Origin of the sequence: Nocardiopsis sp. N85 (assembly GCF_028882275.1) — a bacterium.
Taxonomy (GTDB): domain Bacteria; phylum Actinomycetota; class Actinomycetes; order Streptosporangiales; family Streptosporangiaceae; genus Nocardiopsis; species Nocardiopsis lambiniae.
The window spans coordinates 180231-198259 of the sequence record NZ_JARBUT010000008.1; the positions used below are offsets into that span (position 1 = coordinate 180231).

Below are 18029 nucleotides of genomic sequence, written 5' to 3' on the forward strand. Positions count from 1 at the left end.
CGGGTGACGGACGGGCCGTTGTCCACAGGACCGCTCCCGGTGATCACCCCGGAACGTGTGGGGCCCGGGGTCGTTCGCCCCCGGGCCCCACACGTCGCTTCGCGCGGATCAGTCGTTCTTGATGACCGGGATCATGCCGGTGACGGCCTCCGAGGCGCTGGGGACCGGGTCGGGGAGCAGCGCCCGTACCCGCTTCTGGATCTCGCGGGTGACCCGCTCGCGCGGCTCACGGGCGTCCAGGACCAGGTAGCGGTCCGGGTCGGCCCGGGCCAGGTCGAGGAAGCCCTTGCGGACCCGGTCGTGGAACTCGGCGGACTCCGACTCGATCCGGTCGGCCGGGCCGCTCAGCCTGGACAGTCCCTCCTCGGGGCGGACGTCCAGCAGGACCGTCAGGTCGGGCACCAGGTCCTGCACCGCCCACGTGCTGATGTCGCGGATGTCCGACACCGCCAGGTCGCGCCCGGCGCCCTGGTAGGCGAGCAGCGAGTCGGTGTAGCGGTCGCTGATGACCACCGCGCCCCGGCGCAGCGCCGGCAGGATCTCCTGCTGGACGTGGTCCGCCTTGTCCGCGGCGTACAGCAGCACCTCGGCGCGCGGGGTGATGTGGGAGTTCTCGCGGTCCAGCAGCAGGCCGCGCAGGCGCATGCCGAGCTTGGTGGCGCCCGGTTGCCGGGTGCTGACCACCTCGAATCCCTGGTCGCGCAGCCACACGGTGAGTTCGCGCACCTGGGTGGACTTGCCCGCGCCCTCGCCGCCCTCGACGACGATGAACGCGCCGGAGGGCTTGTCGTCCTCGGCGACGGGCTCGGTGATCTCGACGCCGCGCAGGGCGGCGAAGAGTTCGGGGAGCAGTCCGGGGCCGGCCTCGGGGTCGTTCCGGTTGACCCGGTGGTGCGCGACCACGGCGGCGGCGATGCCGAGCAGACCGACCGCCATCAGGACGACGGCGCCACCGCGCAGGTCGTAGGTGAGCGGACCGAGCGGGAGGGCGCGGTCGCCGATGAACCCGGCGGCGACGGGGGCGAGCACCGTGGACAGCACCAGGGTCAAGCGTGCGGCGCCGTTGAGGTGGGCGTGCACCGCGGCCCGGTGCTCGTCCTCGATCTCGCGGGTGACCACGGTCAGGGCGGTCGCCCAGGCCATGCCCGCGACGACGCCCAGGACCAGGGCGAGGACCGCGGCCAGGACCATGTCCCCGACGGCGCCGGTGAACAGCAGGACGACCCCCGCGAGGATCGCGGTCAGCCCGAACAGGCGACGGCGGCTGAACAGCTTGAGGACGCGGGGGCCGGCGATGGCGCCCAGGCCCATGCCGCCCAGGACGGCGGCGAACAGGACGCCGAAGCCGGCGTTCCCCGCGTCGAGGCCCTCCGCGTGGAGGCGACCGACACCGATGACGGCGCCGACCGCGACGACGGTGGCGATCAGGCCCACGGACAGCCCGCGCAGCAGGACGGGGTCACCGGAGCCGCGCAGGCCCTGGAACACGGCCGGCAGGATCCGGGCGTCCCGGGTGGGGCTCAGGGTGTCCTTGGCCGAACGGTGGGCGGGGATCGGCAGGCCGGCGACGATACCGGCCGCGACGAAGAAGAGCAGGCCGTTGAGGTAGAGCGCGATGTCCGCCTCGGGTGAGGCCAGCGACGGCACCAGGACGCCGAGCACGTTGCTGATCGAGGCGAGGCCGGCGAACAGCAGGGCGGCGATCGGGGCGGTGCCGTAGGCGGTGAACAGCCCCAGTCGGTCGGCCTGGCCCAGCAGCTTGCGGGGCACCAGGTTGGGGACCGCGGAGTCCTTGGCGCCGGTCCACAGGAGCTCGACGATCTCCGCGAGGAGGGCCGCGATGAACAGCCACGGCAGCGCGAAGCCGGGGGCCAGCAGCCCCACCACGGGGACCGAGACGTAGAGCAGGCCGCGCAGGACGTCGCCGGCGACCATGGTCCATCGCCGGTCGAGCCGATCGGTGAGGGCCCCGACGAGGGGGCTGAACAGGACGGACGGGGCGAGTTTGACCGCCAGCACGCCGCCGATGGCGAGGTATCGGACGAGGACCGGGGCGTCGGCCGTGAAGATCGCGGCCAAGGAGACCAGGGCCAGCAGGCTCAGCCAATCTCCCAGTCCGGACAGCACGAGCGAGATCCACAGCCTTCGGAAGGGTGTGATCGCGAGGACGTTGTGCGCCTCGGACGGCGCTCCCGGGGATGCAGGTCTGCTCATAGCGCTCAAGGTTATTCGTGAGGGGGAGGGGAAGGGTGGCCGTCGTCCGCAGAGGAATTCGGTGGAGCGTTCGGGGATCACATGCGTTTCGGTGTTCCCACCGGCCACACCCAGCGTAGTACGGAAGATCATCCCCGAATAGGGGTACGGCTTCCCCTACCGGGAGCGAAAGTGGACATGGAGATCGTACCGACTCGGACACCCGCTGTGAACGCGACGCGAACCGCCCCGGGCCGGAGGTCTCCCTCCGGGCCGGGGCGGTGCGGCGGACGCGGCTCAGGCCTCGTCGGTCGCCTTGGCGGTCGTGCGGGGCGTGCCGGTCTTCTTGGCCGGTGTCTTCTTGACGGTGGTCTTCTTCGCCGTCGTGGTCGTCTTCTTGGCCGGGGCCTTCTTCGCCGGCGCCTTCTTCTTGGCGGGGGCCTTGGCCCGGCGTTCGGCCAGCAGCTCGGAGGCGCGCTCGTCGGTGATGGACTCCACCTCGTCGCCCTTGCGCAGGGAGGCGTTGACCTCCCCGTCGGTGACGTAGGGGCCGAACCGGCCGTCCTTGATCAGCATGACGGCGCCGGACACCGGGTCCTTGCCGAGTTCGCGCAGCGGCGGGGTGGCCGCCCGGCGTCCGCGCTGCTTGGGCTGCGCGAACAGCTCCTCGGCCTCCTTGAGGGTGACCGTGAACATCTGCGCCTCGTCGGCGAGGGAGCGGCTGTCGGAGCCCTTCTTGATGTAGGGGCCGAACCGGCCGTTCTGGGCGGTGACCTCCTCGCCGTCGATCTCCCCCACCACACGCGGCAGCGACAGGAGCTTGAGCGCCTCGTCGAGGGTGACGGTGTCCAGGGTCATGGACTTGAGCAGCGAGGCGGTGCGCGGTTTGGCGGTCGCCCTGGCCTTCTTGCCCTCGACCTTCTCGGGCTCCTCGATGATCTCCGTGACGTAGGGGCCGAACCGCCCGGTCTTGGCCACGACGACGTGACCCGTCTCCGGGTCGGTGCCCAGTTCGCGGTCACCGCTGGGCTGTGCGAACAGCTCCTCGGCCTTCTCCCGGGTGAGCTCGTCGGGCGCCAGGTCCTCCGGCACGTTGACGCGGACGCCCTCGCGGTCCAGGTAGGGGCCGTAGCGGCCGACCCGGAGCACGATGTCGGTGCCCGGCAGCGGCAGGGAGCTGACCTCCTTGGGGTCGATGTCGGCGAGTTGATCGCCGACCAGTTCCTTGAGCCCGGTCTCCCGGTCCCCCTGGGGGGTGTCACCGCCGAAGTAGAACCGGCGCAGCCACGGCAGGCTCTCGGTCTCGCCGCGGGCGATGGCGTCGAGCACGTCCTCCAGCCGAGCGGTGAACGCGTAGTCGACCAGGTTGCCGAAGTGCCGCTCCAGCAGCTGCACCACGGCGAACGCCAGGAAGGACGGCACCAGGGCGGTGCCCTTCTTGAACACGTACCCGCGATCGAGGATGGTGCCGATGATCGAGGCGTAGGTGGAGGGGCGCCCGATCTCCCGCTCCTCCAGCTCCTTGACCAGGCTGGCCTCGGTGTAGCGGGCGGGCGGGCGGGTGCTGTGCCCCTCGGCGGCCAGGTCCAGGGCGGTGAGCGGGTCGCCCTCGGCGACCGGGGGCAGCCGGCGCTCGCGGTCGTCGAGGTCGGCGGCGGGGTCGTCGGAGCCCTCCACATAGGCCTTGAGGAAGCCGTGGAAGGTGATGATCTTGCCGGTCGCGCTGAACTCCGCGATCTCACCGGACGAGGAGGCGCCCTGCACCTTGACGGTGACGGACTCTCCGACGGCGTCCTTCATCTGGGAGGCGACGGTGCGCTTCCAGATCAGCTCGTACAGCCGGTGCTCGGGGCCGCTCAGTCCGGCCTGGGAGGGCGTGCGGAACTCGTCGCCGGCCGGGCGGATGGCCTCGTGCGCCTCCTGGGCGTTCTTGACCTTCTTGGCGTAGACGCGGGGCTTCTCCGGCAGGTAGTCGGCACCGTACAGGCGCTGGACCTGGGACCGGGCGGCGCGCACCGCGCTGTCCGACAGCGTGGTGCTGTCGGTGCGCATGTAGGTGATGAAGCCGTTCTCGTAGAGCCGCTGGGCGACCTGCATGGTCTGCTTGGCCGACAGACCGAGCTTGCGCGAGGCCTCCTGTTGGAGGGTGGTGGTGCGGAAGGGCGCGTACGGCGAACGGCGGTAGGGCTTGCGCTCCACCGAGGTCACGCCGAAGGACGCGCCGGACAGCCGGTCGGCCAGCCCCCGCGCGGCCGCCTCGTCGAGCTGGCGGACGGTGCGGTCGGGGCGGACCGTGCCCTGGGGGGTGAAGTCGCGGCCCACGGCGGTGCGGACGCCGTCCACCGAGATCAGGGTGGCCGGGAAGTCGGTGGGGTCCCCGGCGGGGACGCCCGCGCCGGAGGCGTCGAAGACGGCCTTGAGGTCCCAGTACTCGGCGGGGGTGAACGCCATCCGCTCGCGTTCGCGCTCGACCACCAGGCGGGTGGCCACGGACTGCACCCGGCCCGCGGAGAGCCTGGGCATGACCTTCTTCCACAGCACGGGGGAGACCTCGTAGCCGTAGAGGCGGTCCAGGATGCGCCGGGTCTCCTGGGCGTTGACCAGACGGGTGTTGAGGTCGCGCGTGTTGCCGGCGGCGTGCTGGATGGCCTCCTTGGTGATCTCGTTGAACACCATGCGGCGCACCGGGATCTTGGGCTTGAGTTCCTCCATCAGGTGCCAGGCGATCGCCTCTCCCTCGCGGTCCTCATCGGTGGCGAGGAGGAGTTCGTCGGCCTCGGCCATCAACTCCTTGAGCTTGCGCACGTGGGACTTCTTGTCGGCGTTGACGACGTAGAGGGGCTCGAAGTCCCCGTCGACGTCCACGCCCAGACGTGCCCAGGGCTGTCCCTTGTACTTGGCAGGGATCTCGGCGGCCTTGGTGGGCAGGTCGCGAATGTGCCCGATGCTGGACTCCACGACATAACCGCGGCCCAGATAGCCCGCGATGGTCTTCGCCTTGGCGGGCGACTCGACGATGACGAGAGCGGTCCCCGAGCCCTGTCGTCCGTTGTCCTGCGAGCCGTTCTTGCCGGCGCTGCCCTTGGTGGGTGGCACGTGTTCCCCTACGTCTACGTCTAGCCTCTGCGTGATCTGTCGGCCGCGGTCCCTCGGCTCCCGTGGAAACCGACGGTAACCGAAACTCCAGGCAATCCCCCGTCGGTGGGTGGGGCGGGGGCACCCGTGTGCACGGGGCCGCCACCGCGGAGAGCGGGCTCTTCACCCACCGGCAACCGCAGAATAAGCGCTCGCCGCACCGCTACCGGCCCGTAGCGCGCACAACGCGTGCCGGCCGCGCTCGTTCGAGAGCGGTCTCCGACTCCGACGATCACCCGGAACACGACCCCGAAGTGACTTCCATCACACTTGACGAAGGCCCGGGTGCCCGTACCCCCCAGAAAGCGGCGAGTCCTCCCGGATATTCCCGGGAGGACTCGACTGACGCACCGAGCCGAAGGCGGACACCTCCACCCACCCGCAGTCCACCGCGTTCCTCACGGAACGGGAGTGCGGAGGCGATCCACCCCGTGCTCGGGCGACGGATGCGACACCCTGCTCGTGTCGCGACGGGATCCGGACGTCCGGATCCATCCGGGTCTGTGGTGTTCGGCACCTCGCAGTCCACCGCGTTCCTCACGGAACGAGGCGCCTCACCCCACCGGCGACGGATCGGACCCGATCCACCGGTTCCCCAGGGCCGCTAGAGGCCCAGACCCACGGCGCCCAGGACCTGACCGACCGGGTCGACCGAGGCGGGGGCCTCCGGCAGCTCCGCCGCGTGCTCCGGAGCGTGCTCGGCGACCGCCTGCTGGGCCGTCTCGCTCACGGTGTACTCCGCGGGCAGCATCTCCGAGACCGGGATCTCGGGCAGCCGCTGGGCGGCGGGCAGCACGTCCAGGACGCCCGACTGGTGCTCGGTGGCGCTGTGGTGGACGACGGTCGCGTTGTCGCCGGTGGAGCTCGCGCCCGCCATGCCGGCGACCGCGCCGACCGCGTTGCCGGCCACGTTCACGGGGACGTCCCCGTCGAGAACGGCCTGGTTACCGCCCAGGACGGAACCGTTGCCCGAGGTCGCGATGTCCTCGTGCGCCTCCTTGACCACCGCGCTGCTGTCGGTGGAGGCCGCGCCGGCGACGCCGCCCACGGCCCCGACGGCGTTGCCCGCGACGTTCACCGGAACGTCCAGGTGGGCCACCAGCTGGTTGCCGCCCAGGACGGAACCGTTGCCCGAGGTCGCGATCGACTGGTGCTCACGGACCGGAGCGGACTGCTGGAGGGTGCCGATGTCCACACCGGAGGTGTCCGGCAGGAGCCGCACGCTCTCCGCGGCCTCGGCGACCAGGTCGACCGGGGTGATGTCGCCCGCGGCGGAGTAGTGGTCGCGGTTGTGGTTGTGGTGGTGGTTGTGGTGGTGGTGTCCGTCCCGCACCAGGGCGTCGGCGTCCGTGGCCGCCGCACCGGCGACGCCGCCCACGGCGCCGATCGCGTTGCCCGAGATGTTCACCGGAACGTCCAGGTCACCGACGATCTGGTTGCCGCCGACGAGGGAGCCGTTGCCGGAGGTGGCGACGTCGGGGTCGTGCTTGTGGCCGTGCTTGTGGCCGTGCTTGTGGCCGTGCTTGTGGCCGCCGTGCCGCACCACCGCGTCGGAGTCGGTGCTCGAAGCTCCGGCGACGCCGCCCACGGCGCCGATCGCGTTGCCGGTGACGTTCACGGGGACGTCGCCGTCGATCACCAGCTGGTTGCCGCCCAGGACGGAACCGTTGCCCGAGGTGGCGATCTCGTTGTGGTGGTGGTCGATGACGGCGGCGTCGCTGCCGGTGGTCGACGCGCCGGCGATACCGGCCACGGCGCCGATCGCGTTGCCGGTGACGTTGACCGGGACGTCGGCGTTGGCGACGGCCTGGTTACCACCGAGGATGGAGCCGTTGCCGCTGGTCGCGACGTCGCTGTCGGCGAAGGCCACGCCACTGCCCAGAGCGACGAAACCCGCCGCCAGCAGGACGGACTTCGCAGAGGTCCTGACCCACTTAGCCATGTGGGAAGTCCTTTCGAAAAGGTACTGATTGAGAAGGTGTGTGTGCTCGGTCCACAGGCCGTTCCACACCCCTGGGTGGGGTACGGGCCTTCGGCCAAGGCCGGGGATCATCCGGTCGGCCCCGCACCTGGGCGGTGCGTGTCGGCCGGTGCTTGAGGGCTGCGCCGCGTTGCCGTCCACCGGCTGCGGACGGACGCGCGCGCCCCGTCGGTCAGCTCCGCCCTGGTGGGGCGGTGGCTGACGTGAACCCCGCGCACATGGCCTCGGCCGGTGCTACGGGACTCGCGTCAACCCCCGGGCCGTGGAAACGGCCCGGGAAGCCGTGGGATCAGGCTCGGGATCGTCGACGACCGGCCAGGACCAGACCGGTCCCGGCGACGGCCACGGCGATCGCGGCGATGATCAGAGCGGGCAGACCGGACCCCCCGGTCAGGGGGAGCTCGGTGCCCTGGGACGGGCCGGGCTCGGAGGGCTCGCGCGAGGTGCTGGAGTCGGTCGGCGGCCCGGAAGGGCTCTCGCTCTCCTCCGGCTCCTCGGAGGGGCCTTCGGACGGTCCCTCGGAGCGGCTTTCGGACGGTCCCTCCGACGGTCCCTCGGAGGGGCCTTCGGACGGTCCCTCGGAGGGGCCCTCCGACGGGCCCTCGGACGGTCCCTCCGACGGTTCCGGCGCGTAGCCGGGCAGGGGCGGCGGGTGCCCCTCCCCGCCCCTGCTCCCGCCCCTGTCCTGGGTCGAGGCGTCGCCGTCGGCGCACTGGGCGCCGGCGACGCCCAGGAGCGCGAGCGAGTTGCCGCACAGGTTGACGGGGGCGTCGACGTCGGCGTGGATCTGGTTCCCGCCGCCGATGGAGCCGTTACCGCTGGTGCCGGTGTCGGCCCAGGAGAATCCGGCCGGGGCGAGTGCGAGGAGTCCGGCGGCGGTCAGAGCCGCGATCCTGGCGTGGGTTCGATGGGTCATCGCGTGTCCTTGTCAGCGAGAGGTCGTGATTGCTGCGTGGACCGCGGTCGTCCGACTCCGGAGAAGGGACCCGTTCGGGGGCACGCCTTCGAGAAGTCAGCGGGTTGGGAGGGCGCGTGGGCGCACCGGACCGACCGCGGTGGTGAAGGCGCGGCTAGTCGGGGGAGAAGGTGGGGTCGTCGGCGGCATCGCGCACGACGAGAGTGGGGTCGCCGGGAAGGGCGACCCGCTGGGCCCGGGGGGCCATGTGAGCGGCCCGAGCCATCAGGAACCCGGCCGCGCCGGGCGCGGGGAACGACGGGGCGGACGCACCGGTGGCGTCCCCGCCGCTCGGACCGTGGGAGCCGCCCGCGATGAGGCGGATGCGCTCACCCCGGTCGTCGTCGGCGACGGGAGCGTCCGTGTCCTCGGCGGTGCCGGGGGACGGGCTCCGGAAGTCGCCCGCGGCGAAGAGCCGGTCGAAGCCGGGCGCGGTGCGCCTGGAGGGTTCGACGGCGTCCGTGGCGGACCCGACCGCACGGTCCACCGCGGACCTGGCCACGGCGGCGGGGGTGTCGGGTCCACCGGTCAGGGGGATTTCGACGGGCATGGTGTTCACGCCGTCGAGTGCCCCCAGGCTCCCGGTGGATTCGGCCAGGCCGGTGGTCACGGTGCCGACCAGGTCACCGTCGCGCAGCGCGCCGTCGGCGGAGCCGACCACGTCGTGGCCGGTGGTGGCGACGGATTCGACCAGACGGCCGGCGTTGTGCGCGGTGCCGTCGACGGCCCGCGCGGTGTCCTCGACGACCCGGACCGCGGAGGAGCCCTCCAGGGTCCCGGTGACGCCGGTCTCCTCCAGGGCCGTGGCGGGAAGCGCCGCGGCCTGGGGAACGATGGTGCCGGTCAGGGTGCCGGCGGCGGCCTTGGCCGCCTTACCGGTCGTCCCGACCTCGTCGGCCGCGGAACGGCCGGTGCTCTCGACGACGCCCTCGGAACCGAGGACCCGTTCCACGAGACGGCCGGAGTCGGTGTCACCGTGAGCGACACCCACTCCGGCCAGCCATGCCACGGCGACGATGCCGGACAGGAGCAGAAGACGGTACAGGGCACGGTCACCACGGGCAGCGCGGACGGTCGATACCGACCACTCCCGGCCCGTGAGCACCATCGATGCCCCTCGCTTCCCTGCTGCTGGACGGTCCCGCACGGCGGCGCCGCTCGGATCGAATGCCACGGAAGCACGGTGAAACGTGCTTGAGCCATCGCATCCCTGAACTCACAGCCACCGTAGCATCACGTTCAGTGATGACGCACGAGAACGGCGGCCACTGCCGAGAACTTTCTCGGCAGTGGCCGCCGGGCGAATCACCGCAGGTGGGGGCGGATCAGCTCATCTCGATGAACCGATCCAGGACCCGCACCCCGAATCGCAGTCCGTCGATCGGCACCCGCTCGTCCACACCGTGGAACATGCCGGCGAAGTCCAGCTCCGGGGGAAGCCGCAGGGGGGCGAAGCCGAAGTTGCGGATGCCCAACCGGGAGAAGCTCTTGGCGTCCGTTCCACCCGACAGGCAATAGGGGACGGCCTTCGCCCCGGGGTCCTCCGCCAGCAGCGCCGCCGACATCGCGTCGACCAGCCCGCCCTCGAAGGGTGTCTCCACCGCCGGCAGGTGGTGGATGAACTCCCGGCTCACCTTGGGGCCGAGCAGCCGGTCGATCCGCTCGAAGTAGTCGTCCTCGGTCCCGGGCAGGAAGCGGCCGTCCACCTGGGCGGTGGCCTCACCCGGGATGACGTTGGCCTTGTAGCCCCCGCCCAGCACCGTGGGGTTGAGCGTGTTGCGCAGCGTCGCCCCGATCATCCGGGCGATCGGCCCCAGTCGGGCGACCGTGGCGTCCAGGTCGTTCTCGTCGAAGGGGATCCCGAACTCCTCGCAGATCTCCTCCAGGAACGTTCTCACCGTGGGGGTCAGGTGCACCGGGAACTCGTGCGCGCCCAGCCGGGCGACCGCCGCCGCCAACTCGGTGACCGCGTTGTCCCGGTTGACCATCGAACCGTGCCCGGCGGTGCCGCGCGCGGTCAGCTTCATCCAGGCGATGCCCTTCTCCGCGGTCTCGATCAGGTAGAGACGGCGGTTCTCCCTCACCGTGAACGAGAAGCCGCCGACCTCGCTGATGGCCGCGTCGCAGTCGGCGAACAGGTCCGGGTGTTCGTCCACCAGGTACTGGGCGCCCCAGGTACCGCCCGCCTCCTCATCGGCGAGGAAGGCCAGGACGATGTCGCGCGGCGGGCGCCGCCCCTCGCGCAGCCGCTGCCGCAGCATCGCCAGGACCATCGCGTTCATGTTCTTCATGTCGACGGCGCCGCGGCCCCACACGCACCCGTCGGCGATCTCACCGGCGAACGGGTGATGCGTCCAGTCCTCGGGCGCGGCGGGGACCACGTCGAGGTGCCCGTGGATCAGCAGGGGCGGACGGTCGGAGTCCACACCCTCGATCCGCGCCACGACATTGCTGCGCCCGGGGTGCTTCTCATAGACGGTCGACTCGACCCCCACCTCGTCGAGCCTGCCCGCCACGTACTCCGCGGCCTTGCGCTCACCCGGCCCGGAGTGGTCGCCGTAGTTGGACGTGTCGAAGGCGATGAGCTCTCGACACAGGTCGACGACCTCGACCTCCGCCGTGCTCGGACCCTCGGATTCCCGTGTCATCGGACGCTCCCGTTCCACCATGGCCTCTGTGCTCGTCGCACCCGACACTGTCACGATCACCCCCGGCCCGAAAAGCGGTTCGTGGCACTCCGGACCTTTGCTATTGTTGACCTGTCCGGCGGGAGACCCGCCGAACACCACCGGTCCGGGTGGCGGAATAGGTAGACGCGCTAGCTTGAGGTGCTAGTGGCCGTTAAGGCTGTGGGGGTTCAAGTCCCCCCTCGGACACCAACGAAGGCCCTGTTCGCAGGGCCTTTTTTCATGCCCGGATCACAACGGAGGGTGCGAGCGGAGCGGATCACCCGAAGAGGGACGCCACCTGGTCGGCGGCACGGGCCTGCATGCCCGGGAGCACATGAGCGTAGATGTTCATCGTGATGGACGGGTTGGCGTGGCCCAACCTCTCCTGAACCACCTTCACGGGAACCCCGGCCTTGAGAGCCAGGGTCGCCCACGTGTGCCTCAGGTCGTGAAGCCGGATGTCCGTGAGCCCGTGCCTGTGAATACGGGCGTCGAACACTCGCGACACCCTGTCGGGGTGCATGGGTCCCCCGGCGAAGGTGCCCTTCCTCAGGCGGTAGGAGCCCTTGGCGAAGACCAGGCCCTCATCCAGCCACCGTGACCCGAGTTCCAAGCGGTCCTTGGCCTGAGCGACCCTGTGCCGCTTGAGGACCTTGACCGTCTTCTCATCCAGGTCGATCACACGGGGCTTGCTGCTCTTGGGCAGCGGCTCCCGGATGATCCTCCCTTCGATGACACCAACCGTCTGACGGATCACCGCCGTCTTGGCCTCAAGGTCGATGTCCTGCCAGCGAAGCCCGAGAGCTTCGCCACGCCGAACACCTGTGGAGGCGATGAAGTGCCACACCGGATAGTGAGCCGTGTCCCTCTCCGCGTGGAGGAAGGCCCTCAGCTCCTCCCCCGACCAGACGGAGAACTCCGGGGGAGCCGCCTCCTTCGTCGTCGGGGGCTTGGCCTGAACAGCGGGGTTCACCACCAGGAGGCCGTCTTTCACGGCCTGGTTGAGAGCCGCTGAGAGGATCGTGTGGACCTCTCGGATGCTCCGAGCGCTCAGGGGACCCTTGGCCGGGTAGGGGCTCCCCTTCTCCTCCAGGGTCCTGTAGAGCTTCGTCAGCATGACCCCCGTGAGCTTCCCGAGCTTCACCTTCCCGATGTGGGGCTTCACGTGGAGTCGGATCTTGCGCTCATAGCCCGCTCTGGTCTGCTGCTTGATGCGGTGGGCTTCCAACCAGGCGTCCAGGTAGGCGCTCAGCGGCTGGTCTGACGGGTTGACCAGGGCCTGACGCTCAGCTTCGGCGACCTTCGCCCGGCGGTGCTTCTCAGCCTCCGTCTTGGTCGGGAACCCCTTCTTGCTGTAGCGCTCCTTCAACCCCGTGACGGGGTTGGTGTACGAGACCCACACGTCATAGACGGTCTTGCCGCTCTTGAGGGTTCGAGGGGAGACGCTTCCGTCACCGTTCGATCTCTTGCGAGGCACAACACTCCTTCTTCTCTTGTGACTGTTCAGCGTTCCGGAGGCGGGGCTACTCGTCTTCCCTCAGCAACTCCTCAGCGGCTTCCGTGAGCTTCGCGCTGAGACGCCCTGTGGTGCTCCCCATCTGCATGAGCAGTCCTCTGTTCCGCGCACGTCGGACACGCGCGCTGGCCGTGTTCCGGGAGACCCCCCATGCTTGGGCCATGACCTCAATGGGACGACGTTCGCCCGCATCCATCAGGCGGACGTACTCCCTGGCCACCATGGCGTAGTCCCTGGGGGACTCGACCCGTGCGGGCAGAGGGGCCGGAGAGTCTTCAGGGGAGACCTCGGCACGGATGCGATGCACCCATTCCGTGATCACCCGCCGTGCCTCCCCCAGCGGAACGCCCCGCATCATCTCGACCGTGACGCCGTCGCTCTGGTTGGCGGCTTCGGTGGTCTCAGCGATGACGGTCACACGTGTGGGTCCGTTGAACGGCGCGTGTACGTGCGCCTCCACCAGGGCGTAACAGCCCTCCCCCACGTCGAAGCGACCAACGAGGATCGCAGGCTCTCCACCCCTTTCGTAGGCATAGAGACGCCAACCCTCCGGAAGCTTCCAGCCGTACACACTCGGATCAAGTTCTTCCCGGTTCATGCGAAGCACAGTAGCACACAGCACTTGACGCATGCCAGGTGTCAGTCCTAGAGTCATGGCACACAGGACATGGACAACGCCGTGTACCACGGTGGGACATCGAGATGGAGGCCCATGCAGACCAAGACCCGCAACGCGCTCCTGAGCGTGGAGGACCTGGCGAACCACCTGAACATCCCCAAGCGGACCGTCTACAGCGAGTGGAGGAAATGGGGCCTCCCCGGGTTCCTGGTCGGGAAGCACCTCAGGTTCAGGGAGAACGACGTTGAGAACTGGCTAGAAGCCAACCGAGTGAATCATTAAAGAAGGGAACCCATGGAAATCCAAACAAGAAGACTTCTGGACAGAGCTTACGCAGACGCAGTCATCCTCTGGCAGAGAATGGTATTCCAGGAGTTCAAGAAGCCAAGAGGCTTACTCAACGGGGAAGACTGCACACGAAACGCGCTTCATCTGAGCACTGCGATTTCGTGGCACATCAACGGGAGAACCAACCTGTCCCAAGTCGGAATCACCAGGATCTCCCAAGATCTAGGGTTCAGTGGAAACGGGCACAACCTCTATGGACAACTCGACATCCTTCTAGAGTCTGGGGTGCTGACACAGAGGGGCAAGAAGGGACGCGCGCCACGCCTGGCGCTCTCGGTTCCATGTGTTCTTGTGGATGAGCTTGCAGGGACGAAGAACGATGGCTTCCGGGCGCTCACGGACTCTCTGGCACTGGAGATCGTTGACGTGGTTGACCTTGGAGATGCCCCACTCAGGAGGGCACTTGCAACCCATCAGGTTGGGGAAGGCAGGGAAGAACCAGAGGCCGACCGAGATGTGTGCACCCATGAGGAGGGTTGCATCTGCTGGGGATGCACGATGGCTGAGGAGTCCACCGTGTAGCGGTGTCTAAGAAGGAAGGAGTAAGTAAGTATTATTGAGCTTGGAGCCTCAAGCTCCAAGCGCCAAGCAAGTTATTAACACATACGGCCAGGGCATCCCCCTGGCCGTTTTGTTTTACAGACACGAACTCTCCGACTTAAGGTCTCCGAGCCCTGGAAACTAGGCCACCTTCTCAAGAGGTGGCCATGTCATGGAACCACCAATTCCACATATCCAAGTATCCTCACTTTGTTCCGGGTACTTGAAGTGTTCCATTGAGGTGATCTCAGCGAGTTTGTTTTTCGATCAGAGAAGGCCCCGACAGCGCCAACTGTCAGGGCCTCTGTTATGCCATGAGGTTATGAAACGTATTGCCGATAAGGCCTGTCGTTCACAATGAACGCCTGTGGCCTCTTGGAAGCGTTGTGCGCTTCCCACCACTCAGCAGAGCCGAAGGCGTAGGGCTTCACAGGCCGGGAATAGCCACGCACACGGGCAGACCTCTTCCGGGTAGCGCACAAGGGGCACTCAGAGGCCCTGTGAGGGCCTGAGAAGGCCGGGGGAAGGCCTTCCCTCTCGGAAGCCTCCTGAGAGGCTGTCAGGGCCTCTAGGGACACGCCCGGTTAGGCAAGGGAGAGCAGCGTAGCGGCGAACGCTGCCATGGCACGACTGATAAGGTCGCTCATAGCTCTTCTTCCTGGTGATAGCAGGTTGAGAGTAAGGCCCCGGACTGGCGTTGGCGCGCCTACCGGGGCCGCTTCATTTGTGGTTGTCATAGGGACGATACCCGAACCCGGGGAGGGTTCCCCAACCGGGGAAGGCCGGAGAACCCTCCTTTCAGGAGTCAGGCCAGATCATCAGTTCCGGAGAACCGGGGACTAGACCGACCCGTTGCACCAGCCGACGTTCTCACCGCAGCCGCAGGAGCACGACCCCAGGATGTTCGTGTTGTCCTCGGACTCGTCCTTCTCGTGCGTGCCCGTGTACCTGGTCGTCTCGTTCTTCATTGATTAACCCTTCTCGCGTGTATGGCGCTCTTTCGAGTGTTAGCCTGCCTGCAACTTCACAGAAGGAAGGCGGAGCGCGACCATGAAGATGACTGAGCAGCATTTGAATCAGGCTCTTTCCCGCATGGGGTTGATCAAGAGCGGACCTGTGAGGATTGGCCTTCTTGATGTCACTGCTTCCGTTCGTGCCGAATCTGGTTTCGGAGATCAATATTGGGTTCGTGTAGCCCTGGTTAAGGATGCGACCACTTGGGTTCGTCCGAACGCCAACGAGGAAGCCCAAGTTCTGACCGACAGGGTTCCCATGCCTCGGATCATCAACCGAACCGAGTGGGAGGAGACAGACCCCGAACAGGGGAATATCCGGCAGGTCCGGGGAGAGGCTTTCGAGTACATCGAAGCAAGCCCCATATCCAAGGAACCAGCCATCACGGAAGCTCCGAATGTCTCGGACGAGTGGTGGCGTCAGCTTCGGAAAGCCCACGACATTATCCAGATGTCCGAGGGGGCAGGCCCGGGAAGGGCAAAGTTCGGAGTTCTCTCCCGAATTCGCAAGGTCGCCGGGGCTACCGTTGACACCACAGGACTGAAGTGGTGTGCAAGCCATGGCGACTTTCATTGGGTTAACCTCCTCTCGACACCTGATCTAGTGATTGTTGATTGGGAGGGCTACGGGTTCGCCCCTGTGGGCCTTGATGCTGCAACCCTCCTGACGTACAGCCTCAGCCATCCCCCTACCGCTGACCGTGTCCGTGAAGTCTTCTCTGATGTCCTCTCGGGCAAGCAGGGATTCCTAGTTCAGCTCTACATGGCAGAGATGGTCATGAGTGGCATCCGAGCCGGTTTCCATTCCCATCTTGAACATCCGATCCGAGACCACGTGAAGTCTCTGCTGAACCGCTGAACCTTCTTCCTGCACCCTGAGGTTCCCTCACTCGGAATCCGATGACACCTAGCCTCGAAGGGAGGCTTTTCTTACCTTTTTTGAATCAGGGCACGCCTAATAGAACCGACCGCTTTCAAGGCCGGAAATCCCTCAGAAGGAAGCCAGGTTGCTAGATCCCTCTACCACCTCCCCGATTTCCTCCTGCAAGGATCTTGTCCGCGCACTCCTGGGCGCGATTCCCGGGAACCTTCACCCACTGCTCAGAGGAGTCACGGAAGAGATAGCTTCCGTAGCACATGTTCACGGTGACCATGCTTTCTCCCCAGCCACAATGCAGGCTCGGATCCTGTGTGTTGTTCGCGGGGAGGATGTAGCTTCGGACCCCGGCTTTGGCCAACTCATCACGGAGCCAAGCGAGGGACGTTTCTCGGGAGTCTCGTGACATGTGCTCTCCCTTACTCGGGAATACCCGGACGGGTTGTCATGGCATGGACCATTGCGGCAGCCATGGTTACCCGGTCAACGGAGATGGAAGCGGTTTCGAGAACCGCGCCATAGGGGGAAACCCTTTTGATGAAGAACATGCCTTCACGGACCCGAGTACAGGTGTCCTGTGTGTAGACGGCGGGGTCCGTTTCACTTCTGCTGAAGGAAGCTCCGGGAACCCTGTTCTTCTCAAGGGCTCTGTACAGGCCGGTAAGGGCCTGAACCTGTCTACCGACCATCACGGCTCTCATGACACGTTCACCGTGTAGATGACCATCTCAAGGGCCTTGGGGTAGAGAACCACCGGACAGGCGCGCTCTTCCCCGTTCGCGCGCTGCCACACATAGAGGTCTTCCGACACCCTGACGACAACAGGGCTCTTGGTACCCGGAATGGACACATGCAGTTCCGGGGACTCCCCGGCCTGCCAGTCTCCGGGGCTGTCGGACTCAAGGGCGTTGAGGTCCTGAGCACGGACAACAGCAATCACCTGTCGCCCCATAAGTCCCTTTTGCAACTCCTTCAACTTGAGAAGCTGCCAATGTCGGATGTCCCCGGGCGTCACGCTTTCCTTCAACGGGCTTGTACTGGTCATGCCGTTGAGGCTGCCACCTGCATAGAGCCCTTGGAAGGTGGGATACAGAACGATCACGAATGGGCTTATCGAGTACAAGCGTGTACCACTGCTGTGACACGCTTGGTACATGGCGGACCAGAAGCAACCCGCATGGGTCAGTTTTGGGGACCACGTCAGGAGTTTGCGCAGGCAAGAAGGTTGGTCCCTCCAGCATTTAGCCAAGTTGACCAACTACTCAGCGACCTACCACAGCAAGGTTGAGCGTGCTGTCCGCTCCCCTAAACAGGGCATCGTGGAAGCAATGGACTCCGCCTTTGGTACAAACGGGGCCTTGCTCAGGATGTGGCGTGATGTGGAACGCTCAGAGAGCGGGTCAGGCTGGTACGAACAGTCTGGCGAGTACGAGAAGGAAGCAGAGGAAATCCGCTTTTTTCACCCGTTCGTAGTTCCGGGCTTCTTTCAGACAGAAGAGTACGCCCGAGTTCTCATCTCCCACACAGTCCCCATGGCCGATGAGGCCCGCATCCAAAAAACCATCGCAGCCCGCAAGGCTTGGCGTGAACGACTTCGCACGGATGATTCACTCATGCTAAGTGCTGTCATCCCCGAACTTGTTTTGACCCAAAGGGTTGGGGCTCTGATGTCATGAGAGAACAGCTTGAGCGCTTGACGAAAGAGGCGACAGCAGAGGGAGTGACAATTCAGCTACTACCCTTAGGCTTGAATGACTTCACCTGGACAGCAGGAGCCTTCCGCCTCATATACATTGGTGACCGAAGTCCCCTTGTGTGCTCAGAACACACCACAGGAGAGCACATCACCGATGAGGCCCCGCAAGTGCGCAGGCTAGAAGTCGCGTATAATAAGCTTCTGTCGTGGGCTCTACCCCCCGACGCCTCTCTAGCGAAGATGACCGAAATAAAGGAAGCACTGTGAACGAGTGGCATAAGTCCAGCTACAGCCAGGGAGAAACTAGCTGTGTGGAAGTCAAGGAAGGCTCTCACAGTGTTCTGATTCGGGATACCCAGAATAGGGAACTCGGACACCTGAGCTTCAACTCTCCCGAATGGACGAACTTCCTTCAGGAAGTGAAGGACGGGCGACTCTAACTCCCCCAGATTCACCCCCTCAAGCAGAATGCCCACCTTGGCCCCGC

At 66.7% G+C, this 18029-nt stretch carries 14 protein-coding genes, 1 tRNA gene and 1 pseudogene; 6 read left to right on the plus strand and 10 right to left on the minus strand.

Annotated elements, in window-relative coordinates:
• Positions 1-108 precede the first annotated feature (108 nt).
• From tmk to PWG71_RS13855, 6 genes are all read right to left on the minus strand, one after another.
• A complete protein-coding gene (tmk, locus tag PWG71_RS13830) occupies positions 109-2214 on the minus strand; it encodes a dTMP kinase (RefSeq protein ID WP_274810094.1) in 2106 nt (701 codons plus the stop codon).
• A 276-nt stretch (positions 2215-2490) separates the two neighbouring features.
• Positions 2491-5289, minus strand: coding sequence for a type I DNA topoisomerase (gene topA / locus PWG71_RS13835; RefSeq protein ID WP_274810095.1), 2799 nt, complete (start codon positions 5287-5289; stop codon positions 2491-2493).
• Positions 5290-5932: 643 nt separating this feature from the next.
• On the minus strand, positions 5933-7270 hold the full coding sequence (locus PWG71_RS13840; protein ID WP_274810096.1) for a hypothetical protein: 1338 nt from the start codon (positions 7268-7270) through the stop codon (positions 5933-5935).
• Between the two features lie 328 nt (positions 7271-7598).
• A complete protein-coding gene (locus PWG71_RS13845) occupies positions 7599-8225 on the minus strand; it encodes a chaplin family protein (RefSeq protein WP_274810097.1) in 627 nt (208 codons plus the stop codon).
• Between the two features lie 154 nt (positions 8226-8379).
• Positions 8380-9372: a hypothetical protein gene (locus PWG71_RS13850; protein WP_274810098.1), complete on the minus strand. Its 993-nt coding sequence runs from the start codon at positions 9370-9372 to the stop codon at positions 8380-8382.
• A 217-nt stretch (positions 9373-9589) separates the two neighbouring features.
• A complete protein-coding gene (locus tag PWG71_RS13855; protein WP_274810099.1) occupies positions 9590-10912 on the minus strand; it encodes a M20/M25/M40 family metallo-hydrolase in 1323 nt (440 codons plus the stop codon).
• A 143-nt stretch (positions 10913-11055) separates the two neighbouring features.
• Here PWG71_RS13855 and PWG71_RS13860 point away from each other — a divergent pair.
• Positions 11056-11143: transfer RNA gene (locus PWG71_RS13860), tRNA-Leu, on the plus strand.
• Positions 11144-11210: 67 nt separating this feature from the next.
• On the opposite strand, the gene PWG71_RS13865 is transcribed toward PWG71_RS13860, so the two are convergent.
• Entirely contained in the window at positions 11211-12410 is a 1200-nt protein-coding gene (locus PWG71_RS13865) for a tyrosine-type recombinase/integrase (protein WP_274810100.1), read from the minus strand.
• 46 nt (positions 12411-12456) lie between these two features.
• The gene (locus PWG71_RS13870) at positions 12457-13047 is read right to left on the minus strand and encodes a hypothetical protein (RefSeq protein WP_274810101.1); all 591 of its coding nucleotides are present in this window, start codon (positions 13045-13047) and stop codon (positions 12457-12459) included.
• A 114-nt stretch (positions 13048-13161) separates the two neighbouring features.
• Between PWG71_RS13870 and PWG71_RS13875 the strand changes: the two genes are divergently transcribed.
• Together PWG71_RS13875 and PWG71_RS13880 are read left to right on the plus strand one after the other, a co-directional pair.
• Positions 13162-13350, plus strand: coding sequence for a helix-turn-helix domain-containing protein (locus tag PWG71_RS13875; protein WP_274810102.1), 189 nt, complete (start codon positions 13162-13164; stop codon positions 13348-13350).
• 12 nt (positions 13351-13362) lie between these two features.
• Positions 13363-13938 (plus strand): hypothetical protein, encoded by a 576-nt coding sequence (locus PWG71_RS13880; protein WP_274810103.1) that lies wholly within the window; start codon positions 13363-13365, stop codon positions 13936-13938.
• Between the two features lie 857 nt (positions 13939-14795).
• Here the strand turns inward: PWG71_RS13880 and PWG71_RS13885 are convergent.
• A complete protein-coding gene (locus PWG71_RS13885) occupies positions 14796-14924 on the minus strand; it encodes a hypothetical protein (protein WP_017601711.1) in 129 nt (42 codons plus the stop codon).
• An 82-nt stretch (positions 14925-15006) separates the two neighbouring features.
• Here PWG71_RS13885 and PWG71_RS13890 point away from each other — a divergent pair, with 82 nt between their 5' ends.
• The gene (locus PWG71_RS13890) at positions 15007-15828 is read left to right on the plus strand and encodes a phosphotransferase family protein (protein ID WP_274810104.1); all 822 of its coding nucleotides are present in this window, start codon (positions 15007-15009) and stop codon (positions 15826-15828) included.
• Positions 15829-16543: 715 nt separating this feature from the next.
• Here the strand turns inward: PWG71_RS13890 and PWG71_RS13895 are convergent.
• Entirely contained in the window at positions 16544-16948 is a 405-nt protein-coding gene (locus PWG71_RS13895; protein WP_274810105.1) for a hypothetical protein, read from the minus strand.
• Positions 16949-17000: 52 nt separating this feature from the next.
• Here PWG71_RS13895 and PWG71_RS28810 point away from each other — a divergent pair.
• Positions 17001-17809 (plus strand): annotated as a pseudogene (locus PWG71_RS28810) (helix-turn-helix domain-containing protein).
• Positions 17806-17982 carry a DUF397 domain-containing protein gene (locus tag PWG71_RS13905; protein WP_083924355.1) on the plus strand — a complete coding sequence of 59 codons (177 nt, stop codon included), beginning with the start codon at positions 17806-17808 and terminating at the stop codon, positions 17980-17982. Before PWG71_RS28810 ends, PWG71_RS13905 begins: the two are co-directional and overlap by 4 nt.
• Positions 17983-18029 lie beyond the last annotated feature (47 nt).